Source organism: Parachitinimonas caeni (genome assembly GCF_030129945.1).
GTDB classification, from domain to species: Bacteria; Pseudomonadota; Gammaproteobacteria; order Burkholderiales; family Chitinimonadaceae; genus Parachitinimonas; species Parachitinimonas caeni.
This window is the reverse complement of the sequence record NZ_JARRAF010000005.1, coordinates 123375-143311: the sequence shown is the minus strand read 5'-3', so window position 1 is coordinate 143311 and position 19937 is coordinate 123375. Positions and strand designations below refer to the sequence as shown.

General features: G+C 55.3%; 18 protein-coding genes. 5 read left to right on the top strand and 13 right to left on the bottom strand.

Going from position 1 to position 19937, the window contains the following annotated elements; genetic code table 11:
• Positions 1-468: 468 nt before the first annotated feature.
• Entirely contained in the window at positions 469-1059 is a 591-nt protein-coding gene (locus tag PZA18_RS06055; protein ID WP_284099908.1) for a chalcone isomerase family protein, read from the top strand.
• Between the two features lie 135 nt (positions 1060-1194).
• On the opposite strand, the gene fliD is transcribed toward PZA18_RS06055, so the two are convergent.
• Positions 1195-2568 (bottom strand): flagellar filament capping protein FliD, encoded by a 1374-nt coding sequence (gene fliD / locus PZA18_RS06050; protein ID WP_284099907.1) that lies wholly within the window; start codon positions 2566-2568, stop codon positions 1195-1197.
• Positions 2569-2769: 201 nt separating this feature from the next.
• Here fliD and PZA18_RS06045 point away from each other — a divergent pair, with 201 nt between their 5' ends.
• Positions 2770-3546, top strand: a complete 777-nt coding sequence (locus tag PZA18_RS06045; RefSeq protein WP_284099906.1) for a class II glutamine amidotransferase — start codon at positions 2770-2772, stop codon at positions 3544-3546.
• 278 nt (positions 3547-3824) lie between these two features.
• Here PZA18_RS06045 and PZA18_RS06040 read toward each other — a convergent pair whose 3' ends face one another.
• The 9 genes from PZA18_RS06040 to rplM form a co-directional block, all read right to left on the bottom strand.
• Positions 3825-4949 (bottom strand): hypothetical protein, encoded by a 1125-nt coding sequence (locus PZA18_RS06040; RefSeq protein WP_284099905.1) that lies wholly within the window; start codon positions 4947-4949, stop codon positions 3825-3827.
• A 12-nt stretch (positions 4950-4961) separates the two neighbouring features.
• Entirely contained in the window at positions 4962-5552 is a 591-nt protein-coding gene (locus PZA18_RS06035) for a malonic semialdehyde reductase (protein ID WP_284099904.1), read from the bottom strand.
• A gap of 170 nt (positions 5553-5722) precedes the next feature.
• The gene (gene pap, locus PZA18_RS06030) at positions 5723-7228 is read right to left on the bottom strand and encodes a polyphosphate:AMP phosphotransferase (protein ID WP_284099903.1); all 1506 of its coding nucleotides are present in this window, start codon (positions 7226-7228) and stop codon (positions 5723-5725) included.
• A gap of 198 nt (positions 7229-7426) precedes the next feature.
• A complete protein-coding gene (gene erpA / locus PZA18_RS06025) occupies positions 7427-7777 on the bottom strand; it encodes an iron-sulfur cluster insertion protein ErpA (RefSeq protein ID WP_284099902.1) in 351 nt (116 codons plus the stop codon).
• Between the two features lie 37 nt (positions 7778-7814).
• Positions 7815-8234 (bottom strand): bactofilin family protein, encoded by a 420-nt coding sequence (locus PZA18_RS06020; RefSeq protein WP_308447334.1) that lies wholly within the window; start codon positions 8232-8234, stop codon positions 7815-7817.
• 2 nt (positions 8235-8236) lie between these two features.
• Positions 8237-8896, bottom strand: coding sequence for a DUF6776 family protein (locus PZA18_RS06015; protein WP_284099901.1), 660 nt, complete (start codon positions 8894-8896; stop codon positions 8237-8239).
• A 62-nt stretch (positions 8897-8958) separates the two neighbouring features.
• On the bottom strand, positions 8959-9987 hold the full coding sequence (argC, locus tag PZA18_RS06010) for an N-acetyl-gamma-glutamyl-phosphate reductase (RefSeq protein WP_284100022.1): 1029 nt from the start codon (positions 9985-9987) through the stop codon (positions 8959-8961).
• 118 nt (positions 9988-10105) lie between these two features.
• Positions 10106-10498, bottom strand: a complete 393-nt coding sequence (rpsI, locus tag PZA18_RS06005) for a 30S ribosomal protein S9 (RefSeq protein WP_284099900.1) — start codon at positions 10496-10498, stop codon at positions 10106-10108.
• A gap of 11 nt (positions 10499-10509) precedes the next feature.
• On the bottom strand, positions 10510-10938 hold the full coding sequence (gene rplM, locus PZA18_RS06000) for a 50S ribosomal protein L13 (RefSeq protein WP_284099899.1): 429 nt from the start codon (positions 10936-10938) through the stop codon (positions 10510-10512).
• Positions 10939-11394: 456 nt separating this feature from the next.
• On the opposite strand from rplM, the gene PZA18_RS05995 reads away from it, so the two are divergent.
• Complete coding sequence (locus PZA18_RS05995) at positions 11395-11811, top strand: OsmC family protein (protein WP_284099898.1); 417 nt, start codon at positions 11395-11397, stop codon at positions 11809-11811.
• A 143-nt stretch (positions 11812-11954) separates the two neighbouring features.
• Here the strand turns inward: PZA18_RS05995 and PZA18_RS05990 are convergent, their stop codons facing one another.
• The 3 genes from PZA18_RS05990 to PZA18_RS05980 form a co-directional block, all read right to left on the bottom strand.
• Complete coding sequence (locus PZA18_RS05990; protein ID WP_284099897.1) at positions 11955-12608, bottom strand: Crp/Fnr family transcriptional regulator; 654 nt, start codon at positions 12606-12608, stop codon at positions 11955-11957.
• A gap of 111 nt (positions 12609-12719) precedes the next feature.
• Positions 12720-13097: a hypothetical protein gene (locus PZA18_RS05985; protein WP_284099896.1), complete on the bottom strand. Its 378-nt coding sequence runs from the start codon at positions 13095-13097 to the stop codon at positions 12720-12722.
• A gap of 106 nt (positions 13098-13203) precedes the next feature.
• Positions 13204-18951, bottom strand: a complete 5748-nt coding sequence (locus PZA18_RS05980) for an alpha-2-macroglobulin family protein (protein WP_284099895.1) — start codon at positions 18949-18951, stop codon at positions 13204-13206.
• On the opposite strand from PZA18_RS05980, the gene PZA18_RS05975 reads away from it, so the two are divergent.
• Together PZA18_RS05975 and PZA18_RS05970 are read left to right on the top strand one after the other, a co-directional pair.
• Entirely contained in the window at positions 18943-19347 is a 405-nt protein-coding gene (locus PZA18_RS05975; protein WP_284099894.1) for a hypothetical protein, read from the top strand. The two genes, PZA18_RS05980 and PZA18_RS05975, sit on opposite strands and share 9 nt — an antisense overlap.
• Positions 19283-19867 carry a TetR/AcrR family transcriptional regulator gene (locus PZA18_RS05970; RefSeq protein WP_284099893.1) on the top strand — a complete coding sequence of 195 codons (585 nt, stop codon included), beginning with the start codon at positions 19283-19285 and terminating at the stop codon, positions 19865-19867. The genes PZA18_RS05975 and PZA18_RS05970 overlap by 65 nt, the downstream gene beginning before the upstream one ends.
• Positions 19868-19937: the final 70 nt, after the last annotated feature.

Sequence of the window (19937 nt, the reverse complement as noted above, 5' to 3'; positions counted from 1 at the left end):
ATCACATCAATGTCGCCACCTCTACCCAATCGCGCTTTTTAGCGATTACGCTTGATTAAGTTTCCCTCCATTACCGCATTCAATCATTTATTCCATTTGCATTTACGGGATATTTGCCTATCAACTTACAAATAACTGACACCTCACTGACAACAGCCCATTTACTTACTGAATGCTCAGTTTAAAAACATTCGCACCAACCTCAGGAAAATACATATATATTCAAGCTGCTGCTTGCTAGAACTAGCATGTCTTTCAAAGCTGTGGTGAAATAGCATTAGCGTTTGCTTATGGCCGGCAAAATGTTCGTTTTCAGAGAGTTACAGTATTTTCTGAAGCGTATCGCATGACCAGTGGCCAGAGTGATGCAGGCTGATACTCGCTGCCGCGACAAGAAGACGCCGCATCAGCATGAGCGTGGCAATCCCCTCATGTGCCATTTCAAATATTTCGGAGCTGACATTAAATATGAATATCGTAAACATCCTCAAAAAAGCCGCGATTATTACTGGCAGCGTTTTTGCCATTAGCAGTGCCAGCGCTGCTTTGGAAGTATCTGGCATCAATGTTGATGAAAGCACCAAAATCGGCAATACCGAGCTTAAATTAAATGGTGCAGGTATTCGCTATAAAGGTTTTTTTAAAGTATATGTAGCGGCCATTTATGCCGGAGATAAAAAAACCAGCACAGAAGAAGTGCTGGCATTACCCGGCCCCAAACGTGTCGTGCTGACCATGTTGCGCGAAGTAAATGCCGACACCATGAGCCAAGGCCTGATTGACGGTATCAACAACAACACATCCAACGATGAAAAGCTGAAGTTTTTTAACCAGATGCTGGAAATCGGCAAAATCTTCGGCTCAGTACGAAAGCTGAAGGAAAAAGACACCATCACCGTGGACTGGAACGGCCATGCAACTTTGGTTCAGATCAACAACAAGCCGGTGAATGTGGATCTGCCTGAGCAAGCTTTTTACAATTCAATTTTGAAAATCTGGCTCGGCGAACGCCCCGCAGACCCGACATTGAAACGTGCGTTGTTGGGTGGCAAGCAGTAATCTCCCCCTGCTTTAGCAGAAATGACGAGGGCGTAAAAAAGCCGTTTACCTTGCTGGGTAAACGGCTTTTTTACGCCCAGACCTATCTCATACTGACCTGACTGATCTGCAGATTATTTCAAGTCATTTTATTTTTCATAGCTGGGCAATCGCCAGATACTGCGCTAGTCCATACAGATTGCGCGTACTCAACGACGCGGCCAGCAAGGTCGGCTGGCCATTCAACACCGATTGCAGCTGTTGCAATCTTGCATTGGCAACAAACGGGTTCTCGCCACCATCTCCCGCCGCAACCCGCGTGTCCTTGATTTCCGGCAAAGCACCCAGCTCGTTCCGCGCCGTATCGGAGAGTTGCTGGGCTGCACTGGCAATCAGCGTGACGGCATCTTCCGGACGAGACTGAAATACCGCACGCACGCTAGCTTCGTTAACCACCAACTCGCCCTCATCCGACAGTTCCAACCCGACATCGGCAAGCGTTAGCGTCGTATCGGTATTCTCTAGCTGAGTGCTACGCAATGTCGCTGCCAGCTTTCCGGTCACATCCGTTGATTGCCGGGTCGCTGATGATGCCGCACTGCCACGGAAGTCGTTATAGGCCGTTGCCAACGACTGCAGGTTGCGCACTGCTGCATCGACATCCCGGCGGAACGTAATGGTTGCAAGCCCTGCCTCTTTCAGATCAAGACTGACATTCGGTATGGCATTACGCACCGTATTTTCGCTGCTGATCACCGGCGCGCCGTTCACGGTTAACAAGGCATCCTGCGCCGTTGTCACCTCGGTCTGATTGCGCCCGGTTGCCGGTTGCTCGGAGGGAATGAAAGAGAGTCGGGACAGGCCGGTAGCATCATCCCGATTACTACCGTCCGAATCATCGACGGCTATCTGCACAGACTGTTCAGCCCCGGAAGCGGTGGTAAAACTCAGACGAAATCGGCCATTCTCGACCTGAACTTGTGCAGAAATGCCGGTATTGGCGAGATTAACGGTCTTCGCAATACCGGCAACCGTGCCGTCGTTGACCTCTATCTTGACGGTACGGGTTGGAGAAAATCCTTGATTGAAAGTATTACCACTGGGGTTATATCGACCAAACTCCAGCGTTAAGGTACCTGTTCCCACCAGTGAAGCATCGCGATCTGCAAAGTCGGTACTCTGCAATTGCTGCGACTGCGCCAGCTGTGACACATTGACTTCGAGCGACTTGGGCAAGCCCTCACTACTTTCAACCGTCGCAGATACCCGGGTGTTATCCGACTCGGCAATGATGGGAGCAATGCGATCCGCGCTGGAGAACTCGCCCACAGCGGTCTGAAAATCAGCCAATGCGGCGCGCAACCGGCCCTGATCGGAGATCTGTACGCGTGACGAAACAGAAGCCTGCAGATAATCTGGCGCAATGCCAAGTGGGCGAGACGATGCGGTACGTGCCGACGCACTCACCGCCGTAACTGGCGACGATACGTCGTCAAGACTGATCGCACGTCTCAAGCTATCAATATTCATAGCGGCCTTCCACCTTGTCACCATCCGGTACCGCGTGGATTCGGGCATGAAATTGCATTACGCCTGACGTAGAAAAAGACCGGTAAACCGCTAGCCGGATTCTGCCAGGCACGCAATAAGCGTTTGATTATCATACGCTTGAAAAAGTTTAAGTTGTAGCCGGATGTGCCGATAACACGGCCCCATTTTGAGGAAACACCCATGTGCCAATTACTGGGCATGAACTGCAATGTTCCTACCGACATCTGCTTTTCATTTGAAGGATTCAGCTGCCGCGGCGGCCTGACCGATCATCATAGCGATGGCTGGGGGATTGCCTTTTTTGAAGGCCGAGGCTGCCGCCTGTTTCTGGACTATCAGCCATCGGCAACATCGCCAATCGCCGCTTTTGTCCGGCAGTACCCGATCAAGTCAACGAATGTAATCGCACATATCCGCAAGGCGACACAGGGGGAAATCGGGCTGGCAAACACCCACCCTTTCCGGCGCGAGTTGTGGGGGCAATACTGGATTTTTGCCCACAATGGCGATCTGAAAACCTTACCCAATCTGACTGGAAAACGATTCCAGCCGGTTGGCACGACGGATAGCGAACATGCTTTCTGCTGGATGCTGGATCAGCTGGCGCAACGCTTTGAAGACCGGCCTCACCGTGACGAGCTCTTTCCTTATATTGCCGATCTCGCAGCGCAATTGGCCGAACGGGGTGTGTTCAACTTCATGCTGAGTAACGGCGAGTGCCTGTTTGCGCACTGCGCTACCCATCTGCACTATTTGGTGCGGCAGGCGCCCTTCACGGTTGCTCATCTGGTTGATGAAGATGTCTCGATCGATTTCAGCGAGGTAACAACACCCGATGATCGGGTAGCCGTTATTGCCACCCAACCTTTAACGGACAACGAAGTTTGGACGGCGATGCGAACCGGGGAAATTCTGATGTTTGTCGATGGGGCGCCGCACAGGCTCCCCACAAACTAGCGGGCCGCCTCGCAGTGGCAAGTTCCAAACCAGGGGGCTGGGTTGGATTGGATAGGGTGAAGTCTGGTCGTGCCGGGCGGGTGTTTGAAGTATGCCTCTGCGCAGCGAGAAATGCGCGCCGCTTAGTGGCAAGCCACGCAGTTTTCCGTCTGGGCGCACAGGCGGTAAGGCTTGCGATGCAAGCCAATAGCCTGGCAGCCAACGCGGCAGCAGGCCCCTAGCCGGCGAACCCCGAAGTCCCCACGAGGGGATACCGGAAAACAACGCGTCAACAGAACCTAGTGCTTCCCACCGTGCATGGACTGCGCCTGCAGCATGGACATGCATTGATCAGAAACATAGTGGCGGAAATTGAATTGCTTGATCTGCCGTAGCGCCCAGGTTGGGTCATATTTTCCGGTGGCAATCTGGTCGCGTAGGCGTTTGAATCGTCCACATTCCAACAGCAATGCCTGACGACGTTTATTGACGAGCTGCGCATGGTGCTTTTCGACAATCACCGACAATTGCAGCCAAACCAGCAAGCCCGCTGCCGTCCACCACCACTCTACAAACAGCGCAACCACGGTAGAAAGTACCAGCAGCAGATACCAGACAAGATCGGCATGAGGAAACTCTGGCACCCAATTGCCCAGCTTGGGCCAATTAAGTTTGAGCTGCCCAATAATCCGCTGCCGATCATTAGCATCGCGCTTCAGGCGTGCCCAGATCGCGTCAAACTCCAGGGCTACAAACCATTTATCGTATAGCCGGTTGTGCAGCCAGTCAGTCTGGCGGTAAGTCGCCATCTTGGACGACAGCATCTGCTGATAGCCATCACTCGCCAGCGGGGGCATCAGATCCCATTCCGGATGAGCCAGCTGACGTTTGACGGTCAGGGGAAAGCCCAATACATCAATCAATAGCTGCCGCCGCTCTTCAATCGGGCCTTTGTCGATCCGATCCGACATTGCCTCCAGACTGGAATAGCGCACGATCAGCTCATCCAGCCGGTCCAGAATCGGTGGCGTCAGCGGTTGCTTGGCCAGAAAGCGACGCTGGGCCTCCAGCTCTGCTCTAACTTCTGCCGCCATAGGCGCCGCTTCATTCAGCCACGGCATATGCAGAAAGCTGTCAATCTTAAAAAAAATCTCTTCGTAATGGCTCTGGAACAGCCTTTTATGCTCTTCAACCAGCTGCGCATCCTTGTCACGCTCACCAGTCATCAGCGGCGCCGCCGGAGGGCGGCGCTGCAAATCAAGGCGCAAGCTATTCGACATCTGGGCAATTTCAATCGATAAGCCAACACGGGCAAAGATGTGGGTTAGCTCTTTATGACCTTGCCGCAGGTCATCCAGCTCTTTCCACACGTCCCATGTCTCGGTTTTCTTCTGCTTGTCGATCCCGAACAGCATGTTTCCCATTGCCGATCCCTCTTACAGAAGGCTGCACGCTTCCTCGAAGGCCAGCCGAGGATTGCGGGGATGCAATTTGGCCGGATCACCATAGCCCAGGTTAATCAGGAAATTCGATTTGATCTGAGTACCTGCGAAGAAGGTTTCATCGACCAGCTGGCCGTTGAAACCGGACATCGGGCCGCAATCGAGCCCCATGGCCCGCGCCGCCATCAGCAGATAAGCGCCTTGCAGCGAGCTGTTCCGGAATGCGGTGTTATGAATCACCAGCTCTTTGCCTTCAAACCAGGACCGCGCACTCGGGTCGTGGAATAGCTTGGACATCTGCTCATAAAACGCGTAGTCCATGCCAACAATGACTGTCACAGGGGCTGCCATCGTCTTCTCGATGTTGCCGGCATCCAGCGCAGGCTTCAATTTGGCCTTGGCTTCTGCAGACTTCACAAAAACAAAGCGCGCCGGGCTGCTGTTGGCGCTGGTCGGGCCCATACGGGCGAGGTTGTATACCGCTTGCAAAGTTTCATCAGACACTTCTCTTGGCAGCCAATGGCTGTTGGTGCGGGCGTGGTTGAATAATTGATCCAGCGCGGCTTGTTCCAATACTTGTTGCATCTATTCCCTCTTATCCGGCATGACTGATTTCGCCGTGTTCAGTTAAATCAAAAACAGGAAAACCTTGGAGCCCTGACTACGGGCATCGCGAGGATACCCGTGTAAACATTTACGCCACAACTGAAGGCCACTTTGCGATGGATGCTCAATATGCAATGCCTTCAGAACACCTAACCGTTACGCTCGCCTTTGGGGGCGGCCAAGGCAGACTCTATCGCCTTGCATAGGGTCTTGAGGATCTTGATTCGGGCATACAACTTGTTATTGGCTTCCACCAAAGTCCAGGGAGCTATCGAGGTACTGGTTCTATCGACCATATCGTGCACAGCAACCGCGTACTGCCCCCATTTTTCCCGATTGCGCCAATCCTCCTCAGTGATCTTGAAGCGCTTGAACTCAATTTGCTCACGCTCGTTGAATCGCTTGAGTTGCTCGTCCTGATCTATTGCCAGCCAGAACTTCACGACAATCACACCGTTTTCAACCATCTCACGCTCGAAATCATTGATTTCCGCATAAGCCCGCATCCAGTCAGCCTCGGCGCAAAATCCCTCAACCCGCTCTACCAGAACGCGCCCATACCATGAGCGATCAAAAATCGTCAGGCGGCCACGGCGGGGCAAATGCCGCCAGAAGCGCCACAAATAAGGCTGTGCCCGCTCTTCTTCTGTCGGCGCGGCAATGGGTACCACCTGATACTGCCGGGCATCAAGGGCGGCCGTCAGACGTCTGATTGCCCCGCCTTTGCCTGCCGCATCATGCCCCTCAAACACGGCAACGACGCTTCGCTTGGTAAATGCCGGATGACGAGACAGCGTATTCAGTTTTCCCTGCCACGCTTCCAGCTCACGCTCGTAATCGGCTTTCTCCATGGTTTGATTCAGGGTCAGGCGATCAAGCAAGTAGAGCTTGTCCAGTGGCGGCAGCAACGGGGCGGCTTCTATCGCCATCACCCGGCTATCCGGCTGATCCAGGCGCTTGCGTATCCCGGCCAAAAGCAGCCGGCCCACGGTCAGGCTGCGGTAGCAGGTATCTTCGCCATCAATCACCACCCACGGCGCCTCGGCGCTGCTGGTTTTAAGCAGGCTCTTCTCGCTGACTTCGCGAAACTCATCATAGTGTTTGAAGTGTTCCCAATCAGCATCCGTCACCCGCCAGCGGGTGCGCGGGTCCTTCTCCAACTCTTTCAACCGCTTTTTTTGCCGATCCTTCGCCAGATGAAACCAGAACTTGAAGAGCAGAACCCCTTCATGCACCAGCATCTTCTCAAAGCGCACGATCTCTTCGTTTTCCTGCTCGAATCGAGCCGCTTTGATGTCACCCGATACTCTTTGCAGAATCGGCTCGCTGTACCAGGAGCCAAACAGGATTCCCACACGCCCCTTCGGCGGCAGGGCACGCCAATAGCGCCACATGCGCGGACGGTCAGACTCCTCATCCGAAGGTGCCCCAAAAGCGTGGGTTTGAATCAACCGAGGATCCATCCACTCATTGAGCAGATTCACCGTTTCGCCTTTACCCGCCCCATCCACACCATTGATAAGAATGACCACGGCAAACTCGCTACGCTGCTTCAGCTCATACTGAGCTTCAAGCAAGGCCTGCCTCAGGCCGGGCTCTTCTTGCCGATAGATCGCCTTATCCAGCTTGTGACCAAGTTCTGCCGTTTCAAACATCCTGCACAACTCCTTGATGGCTACTCATATTCATGCCCGCCAAGTTCATTGGAATGGTCTACCGGTTTCAGCATAGACCTTGCGGATGCGCCCGATACAGCTCGCATCCGCAAAAAACAAAAGGCAGCCATCCCACATGGGGACGACTGCCTTTTTTGCCCAGTAGCCTGCCGCTATCGGGTCAATCACGCTCTCCAATCAAACTGAGAACGAAGAACCGCAACCACAGGTCGATGTTGCGTTGGGATTCTTGATCACAAACTGCGAGCCCTCGATGCTCTCGCTGTAATCAATCTCGGCACCCACCAGGTACTGGTAGCTCATAGGATCAATCAGCAGGGTAACACCGTTACGCTCGTAGGCACTGTCATCGTCATTGACGATTTCATCGAAAGTAAAACCGTACTGAAAGCCGGAACAGCCACCGCCCGTCACAAACACGCGCAGTTTCAGATCTGGATTGCCTTCCTCCTCGATCAAGGATTTGACCTTGGCAGCAGCATTATCGGTAAACACAAACGGTACAGGAATTTCAGTAGCCGCATTCATGGCAAACTCCAATCAAGTATTTGATCACGCAATTTATTTATAAATTATCCGCCGCAGGCTTGGGCGGGTCAATCATCGTTGCCGCCGCACCGTTGGCACCATTCAGGTGGATCAACTTGCCATCGACAATTGCACCAGGGTGCATTTCCAGCGTGGCGTAAAAGACATCCCCCACTACCTTGCACTTGGACTGCAATTCCAGATATTGGGTCGCATGTATGGGTCCTTCAACCATCCCATTTAAAACAAGATGGCCAACCTGAATTGAACCACTGATCTTTGCCTTCTCACTGACCACCAATGTGCTCTGCTTGTCATCGTTAGCACTGACATCACCAACGATTTCGCCATCTACCCGCAAGCCACCTGCGAACATGATGTTGCCTTGTATTTTCGCTTCCACACCAATCAAGCTGTCAATTCGCGTTGATGCCTTCTGCTTTTTGCTACCAAACACGATCACCCTTTCACATCGAAAGTACGGGAAAGCCGGACTTTGCTATCTCCGGCAGCATAGATTCGAACTTCCACCTGCTGTAACCGCAAGGCCGGAATTTCCTGCTCAATCCTGGCAAAACGCCTGACATCAAGCGGCAAGCGATGCCCGACTGGCCAGAGCGTTGCATGCGCCTGACCATTACCCTTGGCGACAAGCTTGAATTCCACTTCTCCCTTGAATGGCTCCGGACTACTCTGCCCCTGCAGCAACAAAAGACGAATACGATAGCCACTGCCCTGTGGCTCAGCACGGAAAGACTCAATGCTCAGCGCTGGAGAACGATCAGTCTTGGTGAGGAGTGTTTCATAAAACGCCACCTCCTCCCGTAACTTGGCATTTTCTGACTGCGACTGGCGTAACTGGTCAATGAGGCTTTCTCGTGTAGTCAATTCGACTTTCAACGTCTGCGCCTGACCCGCCTGGCGTCCCTTCTGGTCAACCAGCTCACGCCGTAGCAATTCATTCTCAGACTGGATGGAACGAAGTCGCTGATCAGCCAGCACCTCTTCAGTCCCCTTCTGCCGACCAAATTCATACAGAAAGTAGCCAATTGCAAACAGACCCAAAGCACAACCGAGCGCAAATACAATGCGTAAAGGCCAGCTGATATGGGTCTTCACTGTCAACCTGGCAGTTGACAGTGGATTACCACGGCGAGACAACCGGCGCATCAATGACTTACTCAAGGCAACAACGGCACTTGGCGCAACCCTTGGGACTCTGGCAGCCCAAACATCAGATTCATATTCTGAATAGCTTGGCCCGCAGCACCCTTGACCAGATTATCAATCACCGAGAGCACAACTACGGTATCTCCTGCCTGAGGCCGATGGACTGCCATGCGGCAGACGTTTGCACCGCGCACAGATCGTGTTTCAGGATGAGACCCCTTGGGCAGAACATCTACGCAGGCCGCCTCTTTGTAGTGCTGCTCATACAACCCTTGCAGATCAACATCCGACTTCAGGCGCGCATAGAGCGTCGCGTGAATACCACGGATCAAAGGCGTGAGATGCGGTACGAAGGTCAAACCAACAGACTGTCCCGCGACCCGAGACAGGCCTTGGCGTATTTCGGGTAAGTGCCGATGCCCGCTCACCCCATAGGCTTTGAAGTTATCACCCGCTTCAGGGAATAAGGTATGTACTTCAGCCTTGCGCCCCGCACCAGAAACGCCAGACTTGCAATCGGCAATCAGGCTATCCAGCTCAATCACCCCAGCCTTGATCAGCGGCAGGAATCCAAGCTGAACAGCGGTAGGATAACAACCTGGATTCGCCACCAAACGCGCGGACCGTATAGCCTCCGCATTCACCTCAGGCAGTCCATATACGGCCTGAGCAACCAGCTCGGGACTGGCATGGCTCATGCCGTACCATTTTTCCCATTCCTGCACATCAGAGATGCGGAAATCTGCTGCAAGATCAATAACGCGGACACCCGCGTCGAGTAACGACCTTGCCTGTTGCATGGCAATACCATTTGGCGTTGCAAAAAACACCAAATCGCATCGGTTCAAATCGGAAGACTCCGGATCGGAAAATGCGAGATCAACAAACCCGCGCAGACTGGGAAACATTTCCGCAACCGGCATACCAGCCTCTTTGCGCGAAGTAACCGCAGTCAGCTCAACACCACCATGCCCCAACAGCAGGCGAATCAACTCGACGCCCGTATAGCCAGTACCACCAACAATTCCCACCTTTATCATTTTGCTCTCTCCTGCACAGCCAACAGCAAATAATAGCCGACTCATCGGCAGCACATAAACAAAAAGCCGCCACATAGCTGTGGCGGCTTTCCGGGAAGGCAGTCTGAAAGACGTGTAATTAACGCTTCGAGAACTGCTTGCGACGGCGGGCCTTGTGCAGACCAACCTTTTTACGCTCAACTTCACGGGCATCACGTGTAACAAAACCAGCGTGCGACAGAGTTGGCTTTAGACCAGTATCGTAGTCGATCAAAGCACGGGTAATGCCATGACGAACTGCACCAGCTTGGCCAGATTCACCACCACCTGTTACGTTGACAAGGATGTCGAACGACTCAAGGTTGTCGGTGATCAGCAGAGGCTGACGACAAATCATACGACCAGTTTCACGAGAGAAAAACTCGTCAACAGGCTTGCCATTAACAGTGATCTTGCCACTGCCCTTGGCCAAAAACACACGAGCAACGGCGCTCTTGCGACGGCCAGTGCCGTAGTAGTACTTGCCTACCATGATAATTATCCTCAGATATCCAGAACTTTAGGCTGCTGAGCCGAGTGCGGGTGCTCGGAGCTCGCGTAAACCTTGAGCTTCTTGAGCATCGCATAACCAAGCGGGCCCTTCGGCAACATGCCCTTTACAGCCTTTTCGATCAGGCGCTCAGGAAACTTCTGCTGCATTTCGTTGAAAGTACGCTCGTAGATACCGCCGGGGTAACCCGAGTGGCGGAAGTACTTCTTGCTTTGTGCTTTATCACCCGTCACACGCAGCTTGCCTGCGTTAACGATAACGATGAAATCACCGGTATCAACGTGAGGGGTGTATTCAGGCTTGTGCTTACCACGCAGGCGGCGAGCAACTTCGGCAGCGAGACGGCCCAGAACTTTATCGGACGCGTCGATCACGTACCAGTCGCGCTTGACCTCATGCGGCTTGGCAGAAAAGGTTTTCATGACTGCTCTTCCAGTTGTTCAATTTTCGGAAAGTCGGTAATTCTATGGGAATCGGCAAGCCGGTGTCAAACGCCTTTGGTCGATTCGTTCTTACCGCCCAGAATCATCCTGCAGATCACTCGAATTTGTGTGGAACAGGCAAAAAAAAGCGCAACCGATTTTGGGGTTGCGCAGAATTCCACCAAAGAAGGAGGATGGAGGAGACAACATCAAAGCACTCACATTGCGTGCAATGCCCTAATGCAGAACCAATTATGCCGTTGCACTGCAAAGATTGCAAGCAATTTTTTGTGCGGCGCAGTATAAAATCCAACAAGCAAACAAAAGACCTTTGCAAAAATAGGTGAATAACTCTAGAAATTTTGCCATTACACTCCACATGAGAATGACGAAGGCCATGCCGCAAATGTCGCATTGCCGCAATTTTTGCACTTTTCAATCAAGAGATCAGTCAGCATGAAAACAAGAGTCAAGTGGATAGAAGAAGCCAGTTTTCTGGGGATGAGTGAGAGCGGCCATGCCGTTTTGATGGATGGCCCACCCGACAGCGGAGGCCGGAATCTCGGCCTCAGACCGATGGAAATGGTATTGATGGGTACCGCAGGTTGTACGGCCTTTGATGTCGTCCACATCCTGAAGAAGGGCAGGCATAACGTGTCGGATTGCGAAGTGGCGGTCGCCGCAGATCGTGCCGACACCGAACCCAAGGTTTTTACCCGGATTCATTTCCACTTTCGCGTCAGCGGTCGTGGACTCAAGCACGAGGCCGTAGAGAGGGCCATTCAGCTGTCTGCGGAAAAATACTGCTCTGCGTCGATCATGCTCGGTAAGACGGCAGAAATCACTCACGACTTCGAGGTTATTGAGGTGTGAGGGGCTGATTACTGCCAGTGATTCATTGCAGGCTGATGCCCGCTTGGATTGTTAGGCCCATAAACAAACAGCCGGTATCAAAACCGGCTGTTTGTCATGTTGCTTTTTTGCGTCAGGGGGCGACTTAGCCCCTTGCCAGATGCTTAGAAATTTTCTGGCAATTTGTTGAGAATGATGAGGCGTTTGTTCTCGATTCTCACATAGCCGCCATATACCAACTCTTTCATGATCCGCGCCACCATCTCGCGTGAGGAGCCGACGCGGTCGGCAATCGCTTGTTGGGTCAAAGGCTCCTCAACGATCACAACACCATCGCGATTCACTGCGATGTCTTCGAGCAGCAGGCGAACACGTCCATAAACATCACGCAAAGCGAGGTTTTTGACGGCTTCGGTCAGACTGCGAACCCGCCCAACCAGGTTCAGCATCAACTTGAACTGCAAGTCAGAATGCGCTGCCACCAACTTCAGGAAATCGTCTTTCTGGATTACCAGAAAGGTTGATTGCTCTTCTGTTTCTACCGAGGCAGTACGCGGCTCATCGTCCAGCAAGGCTAGCTCGCCAACGTACTCGCCTGGTCCCAGTACGGCCAGGATGTATTCTTTGCCATGCTGATCGGACACAAACACTTTGACCCGACCGGACAGCAGCATATACATCGAAGTGCCTGAGTCGCCTTCGTTGATGATGATGGTGCCCTTGTTGTATGTCTTGGTACTTGAGGATGCCTCGATCTTGGCAAACTCTTCATCTGAGAGACCGGAAAACAGGGGGATCTGCTTAAGAGATGCTGCCATACGCATGCCGCTGATGCGGCCCTCCATCGCTTTGGTTTGATAGGGAACAGCGTAGCCCAGATACGACCGGGACTCTACGCTGCATAGTGCAATGATCCAACTGCTGTTCTGCTATTCAGCGGCGCCGTGTGCTTTGGCTTTGTCCGGCTCGCCCGAGGGCTTGTCTGCGCCAGCTGTCTCACCACCGCCGATCTCGACCGTCGGCACAGATTTCTTGGCCTTCTTGATAGGCTCGGGATCTTCTGGCGGCGGCACGACTTCGATCTTCTTGGTCAGCATGTACTCGTTCATCTCTTTCCAGCCTGCATAGATGTCAGCCTTGGCGATGCGGGGATTGCGCCGATAGCAATCCTCCAACGCCCTGCCGCTATGACGGCAGGCCGCGCCAACGGCCTTGCCGTTGGCTTTGGCCTGATTGGCGATGTCATTGAGACGTTCGCAGCCAGTGAGGCCTAGTAACAATCCGATCCAGACTAGATGTTTGATCATACGATTTTCATGCCTGGCGCCTGGAAAGTCTGCACTTTCGCCACGCCGAACCTATCGCTTGTTGCAAAAGAAGCAGCTGGGTTTTGTTTCATTGTATGTACAAAAGCTACTTGACTTGCCAGTTCGGGTTGGGATTTTCGCCGAAAGTTTCTGGCGAGTACATGGCCTCTATCCGAGTTGGCGGCAAGTTGAAGTTGCCACGGTTGTTCAGACGCACGGTGTATTCAATGCTATGACTGCCTTTGGGCAGGTACTCGTAGTACGCGCGATACCCATCAAATGCCCGCTCTTCAAAGGTTGGCCAGGCCCCTGTGCGGGTCTCGGCAGCGCCAAGAATGGCAGAGTCGCCGCCGTAACCTCGATTGAGCAAAGTGGCGCCAGCCGGGATCGGGTCATTGACGACAACCCAGGTCATGTCTGCCTGTGCAGTGAAATCGAGCTTCACTCTCCAGACATCGCCTCGCGAATAACCAGTGCCAGCCGCTTCGACAGCAGTGATCGTCTTTTTGACGCTGAACCCGGCGGAGAAAGGCTCTTTCAGTTGCATGGCCACTCGACTTTGTACCATTGCCCATGGCTTGCCAGCCCCCTGGTGGCTCACGGCCAGGGCTCCCGGCTTGTCGGGCCACGGCAGCACCAGCGATCCGCCCTCTGGCTTGTTGGTCCAGTTCAGGTTGTCACTCTTGCCGCCCAGACTGGCCGAGGTCACGCCAGCAACCGGCACTTTTTCGAATACTTTGGCAAAGCGATCCATCGCCACCACCCCCCAGACGTTGGCCAGTGTGGTATTCCAGTGCCCCTCACGCTGGCGTGCCAGGGCGCCACGCGCCAGCTTGCCGGCATCGGCCTTGAAGCTGTCGGAGTTGACGGCATACAGCAGTGCCTGCACGGCGTTGGCGTCGGGGGATTGCATCAGCCACCACCAGTAATCGTCGCGCTCTGTCGAGAAACGTGCGACCGTGCCCGAGAGATCCAGTCGCCCCCACAACACCTGCTCGGCGGCTTTGATCAGGTTGGCACGATTGGGCCAATCTTTGCTGTATTGCAAGATGGCCAGCCAGTCGAGCACAGCCCCGGTCTGCCAACGATTCGGTTCGATCACAATCGATTCGAGCAGCTTTGGTCGCGCAGCACCGTGGCGGGCCAGGGCGGCCACCGCAGCCAGCTGACGGGCGCTTCGGCTGCGCAGATCCCACTCGTAGAGCTTGCGTTCCAGACGGCCTTCGGCAAATGCCGTCAGGCCCGCCAACAGCCGTTCTTTCGAATCATTCGGAATCTCCCAACCTGCTTCCGCCGCAATCGAGAGGAAGTAAGCCGTCAGCGTGTCACTCCCTCGCCCGGTGCGTGGGAAGTAAGTTGCCAGGCCATCGTCGTCGATGTAGATCGGCAGACGGCGGGTAATGTCGATCCACAGATCTTTATCGCGCAGGGCAATCGCTTTCGACGTCTTCTGCTCAAGGCAGACGTAAGGGTAGTTGCGCATATAGCGATCGACCCCTTCCAACCCGATATTGACCAGGCTGGGTGACAAGCCGATCCGCACCTCGCCCCGGCCGGGCAGCGCATCGGCAGGCCGTTCAACCTTCAGGCTGCTTTCGCCATCAAGCTGGGACAAATTGGCCTGCCAGACTCTGACCGGCACCGCAGCGCTGACGGCCTGCCCCAGTTTCAACGAATCAAAACGCTTACCATCCGCCCCAAGCACTTCGACCTGCCAGCTGAGGTTGCTGGCATTGAAAGGCACCTCATAAGCAAAAGCGATCTCACGGGCACCGTTGGCCGGTAACTCCACCGTCTGCGGTTCTGGCGTGAAATTAGCCGCCCCGCGTACGGTGACTTTGGCGCTCACCGTCAGGCTGACCGGCTTGGCGGTGGTATTGCGCACGGTAAAGAGGGCATCGAGCTTATCGCCCTCCCGTACCAGTGGCGCCAATCCTGGCAGCACCATCACATCTTTATTGCTGCGGATCTTGGTTTCACCGGTGCCAAAGCGGTCGCTGCCCGCCGTCGCAATCGCTACCAGACGGAAGGCCGTCAGCGAATCGTTGAGCGGTACTTCGATCTCGGCCATCCCCTTGTCATCCAGAACCACCCTGCCTTGCCACTTCAGCAACGTGTCGAATAGCTCGCGGGTGGATGAGCGACCGCCACCGCCACCAGGTGGCAGGGCTTTCTTGCCGAAGTGGCGTTTGCCGATGATCTCCATCTGCGCAGTAGCCGTTTTGACTGCGTAGGGGCGCTTGGCCATCATCGCGTCAAACAGCTTCCAGCTCTCGTTCGGCATCAGCTGCAGCAAGCCTTCATCCACCGCAGCGAAGGCCACTTCTCCACCCTTGGGCAGCGGTCGGCCATCAACCGTCTTCACCTGTACTTTCACCTTCGCCTTGGCACGGGTCTCGTAGACGGGCTGATCGGCCGTCAACTTCACATCAAGCTGATTGGCACGCCCCCCCACCTGAACCTCGGCAATCCCCAGTTTGAAGGCGGGTCGGCCCATATCGACCATGGCGGTCGGCTGAACATCTCCGACCCGGCCCCGCACGACAAACACAGAAATAAACGCATTCGGTGCATAGTGGCCCTTGATCGGCACCTGCACGATCGGGCTGTTTGCTTTGAGAGTGGTGGTGAAGCTGTCTATGACGCCTTCGCGCTCGACCGTCACCAGTGCCGACGCCTCACGGAAAGGCATCCTGACCTGCAGCTTGGCCACCTGCCCTGGCTCGTACTGCTTCTTGTCGGGAATCACGTCGATGCGATCGGTGTTGCCGACTTCATTCCAGCTTTCGCCACCGGCGTAAACCGAATACTCGGTGTGGGCCACGCTCTGACGACCTTGCGCATCACGGCTGACGGCGCGCAGCAGAATGTCGCCGCTTTCCTTGCTGGCGAAGCTGCAGGCCAGCACGCCCTTGCTATCGGTCTTGCCACTGCACACCTTGCCCAGTACCTGATAGCTGGTTTGATGATCGTAAGAATAAAAACCACCCAGCATGCGCTTGCGAGTCGAAATCACCTTGCGGCGATAGGCATACAGCTCGACGCTTTCACCAGGTTTGGGCTTGCCTGCAAAGTCGGCCACAGCCAACTTGATCGGCATGGCATCGCCAGACTTGCGCTCGGCATCCACCAGCACCCCGGTCACATTGGCGGATGGCCATAACGGCACCAGCGTCGAAGTCGTCCGGCGCTCACCATTCGGGTCGCGATACTCCATTTCAGCCAGCAACTCGGTCGGATACGGCTGTTTGGTAATGCCGACCAGCTTGCCGACGGCGGCACCGTTCTTATCCAGCACCAGCTTTTGCGTCTCCAGCAGCTGGTCCTGTGGTCCGGCTTCACCACTTTCAACACCCTCCGAGCCTTCCTCGTTTTCCGTTCGGGTCTTGCTGGCGCCGGACAGTACATCGGGCGGCAAATCACCATTGCTGAAGGTGAAACCGTCCCAGCCATCGAAATCAAGGTAACGAGACCGGACGACTCCCCGCAGCACCACCGGCTCACCCGATGCGGCACCGCCGGACAGATAACTCAGCTGCAAGGCCAGATTGGCCTCTGAGGCATCGATCAACGGCGACGTCGCGGGCTTGACGAAGCCCTTGAGCAAAGGTACCCGGAACTCCCCCACGGTAAAGCTGCCGGCATGGTAGCTGGCTTCAATTTGCGGCTCTTTCTTGCCTGTGGCCTTTGTTCGCTCCAGCACCACATCGTAGCGGCCAAGCTTGGCCTCCTTGGGAATCTTCCACTTGGCCTCCGAGGCGCTGCGGGTCCAGTTCAGCGGCACCGTCACCCGCTCGCCCGAGCCTTCATGAACCAGCGCCATCTGATTCGGTTGTTGGTTATCCCCCAGCAGATCAAACCCCAGCATGCTCTGACGACGACCGACATGCTTCATCGAAATGGTCTCGCCCGGCCGCAGCAGGGAGCGATCGAAAATCGAATGGAACAGCAGGCGGTTATCCTGATTGCCGTACTGATAGGCGGTGTTCAGATTGAAGCGCCAGGGCTCGATACCGTTATCCCAGTCTGACGAAGCCAGCGCCATATCATCGCCAACACGGGCGATGATGAAGCGGTTGCAATCTTTCCTGGCGAGAGACTTGCCGATCTGAAACAGGCCGGTCTTGTCGGTTTTGCCGCTGGCCAGTGGCTTGCCATTACAGTCGTACACCGCAACCGTGGCGCCATTCACCAGCCAGCCTTTATCGAGCGTGGTCACCCACACCAGCGCATTGTCCTGGCCTTCCTTGAAATGGATGCCCAGATTGGTCACCAGTGCCGCAGCCGATACATACATGGACGCCGTTGGCTCCAGCAGCCGATCGCCGAGACGGCGGCTTTCCACTTCCACCACATGCAAGCCCGAGCTGGGCAGCGGCACGCCAATAACCTCGGCCGGCTTGTCATCAGCGGGCACGGGTAGCTGATAAGGCTTGGCCAGAGGCTGATTGGACAATAACGACCAGCTGCGCGCATCCACGGTAACGCCAGGCGTGCCTTCCTTGGGTTGCTCCGGCCCGCGCTGCGCCCGCTTGAACCAGGCGATCATGTCCGCATCCGAAGTCAGGGTCAGAATCCGGTAAGGCAGCCCGGCAGGCGCAGCAGGCGCCTTGTTGCTGGAACCGATAGCATCTGCCAGGGTGCCCAGCAGGCTGCGTTCCTGCTTGGGTTTCTCGGCAGCGGGATCTGGCCGCACATTCCGCACGGTAACCGGCAGGTAAGCCCCGGCATTGCGTTCGATGATGCCGAAGTTGGCCGCAAACTTGGCAAGCGGCGGGTAGGCATCCATCTTGATCGACAACGGGAAGGACTTGGCGTTTTCCAGCTTGCGCCCCTCTTCGTCGCGCAAGTCGGGCGGCACCGTCAACTTGAGCACCGCGCTCTCGGGAAACGGCGGTGCAAAGCGGATGCCGTCTACCGACTTGGCATCTGGCTCTTCCTCATCGCGTCGTGGTTTGAAGCGGGTTTTGCCATCTGCCGTAGTCAGCGCGATTTTTTGTGCCTGCGCCCAAGGGACGGGCGAGGAAAAACGCAGGCGCAGATCGGATATCGGTATACAGCCGGCTTTGCTATTGGAACGTTCGCAATACTGGGTCAGGGTAAATTGTTCACGCACCCGGAATTCCAGCTTGTTAGGCTGCGCCGAGGTCGCTCCATTGGCCGTTGCCAGGCCCGCATCGAGCAGCAGGGTTGTCCCCACTCCGTTGGGTAAGGTGCGCTGGCAGCGCACGACTTCCAGATTGTCCGGTCGCCCATTTTTGCCGAAGACCGCTGACAGAATCCGTTCCCGCTCGCTACCAGTCAGGATTTTGATAGGCATGCGCTCGCCCACGCCCTCAACCAGGCAGCCGGCCTTCTGCTGCAGGCTGGCAGCCGTCGGTCTGGCGCCAAAGCGCAACACAAACGCCTGATTTTCGTCGATAGCGGTATAGGTCTGCGGCCAGTGCTGGATCACCTCCGGCCCGCCCGTGCTGAAACTGAGGGTACTGACGCGAGCCACTCCCGCAGCCTCCCCCTCTGCGGCAGGTGCCGGGGTATTCACAACCTCGCCAGCCAGCGTTTTCAGGCCGGCCTTGAGTTTGAAGTGGCAGCTGACGGCCGGCGGCACATCACGTTCAAAGTCATACACCCAGGTCCGTTCGTCAATCCAGCGTCCGCTCCCTTTCTCCGGGCAGCTCACTTCAAAGGGCGCGGGCAGGCGTGGCTCACCAAACACCACCATCGGCGCGGAAAAGCGTGCCTTGACCTGACGCACCTGAGTGACGGCCCCTTGAGGCGCAAACATTTCGATTTCGGCAGCAAAGAGCCGGGTGGATGCCAATACAGCGAGAGAGGCAAGCGTCAGATGGCGCATGAGGACCTCGATGAGGGTATTAAAAAGGAGATGTGCTTAATCGCGAATCAGCCTATTGGGATATTAGGTGGCAGGCCGCATGATTTCACGCTCGGAAGCGCCCCAGGCTTGCCTTCCACCCTTCTTGCCCTGCTTGTTCCGGCAGAAAAAACCGAGCAACTGCTCGACTTCCGGCTGACAAAGAGCGCCCGCTTGTACCACAATATCGCCAAGCCGGCATGGTTCTTGAACAGGATGCCGCTACCGGCATTGCTGGATGATTCAGGATCACGCTGTAAATTTGCAGCCAGAACAATTACATGGCCTTCGTGCCCTACCCATGAGCTTGACGATGACAACCGCAGAAGAAAAAACCCGCCGAACCGAACTGATCGCCGCCGCTGCCCGGCTATTTAGCGAGAAAGGCTATGAGCGCACCACCGTGCGTGATCTGGCCCAGGCGGTCGGCATGCAATCTGGCAGTCTGTTCTACCATTTCCGCACCAAAGAAGAGATGCTGGTTGCCGTAATGGCTGCCGGTATTGGCGACATCACCGACTGCCTGCGCGAAGCACTCGAAGATGTCCACGACCCGCGTGAGCGTTTGACGACGCTGTTTCGGGTTCACCTGAACACCCTGCTGGGCGAAGACAAGGGCGCGCTATCCGTGCTGCTCTATGAATGGCCCAGCCTCTCCTCGAAAGCGCGCGACCAGCTGGTGCCCTTGCGGGACGAATATGAAACCCTGTGGCAGGACATCTTGAATGAAGCCGCACGCGCAGGCCTGGTCCCCGAAGACACCTCGCTGCTACGCCGTCTGGTTCTCGGTGGCCTGCATTGGACCATCCAGTGGTACAACCGGCAGGGCAGCCTCAGTATCGACGAGCTGGCCGACCGCATGATGGCGCTGATTGTGCGCGAACCCGCCAAAGCCTAGGCTCCCCGCCCCAAATCCCCAGAGACCTGTTCTGCGCCCGGCGTCAACAGTCGCAGGCAGGTTCTCAGGC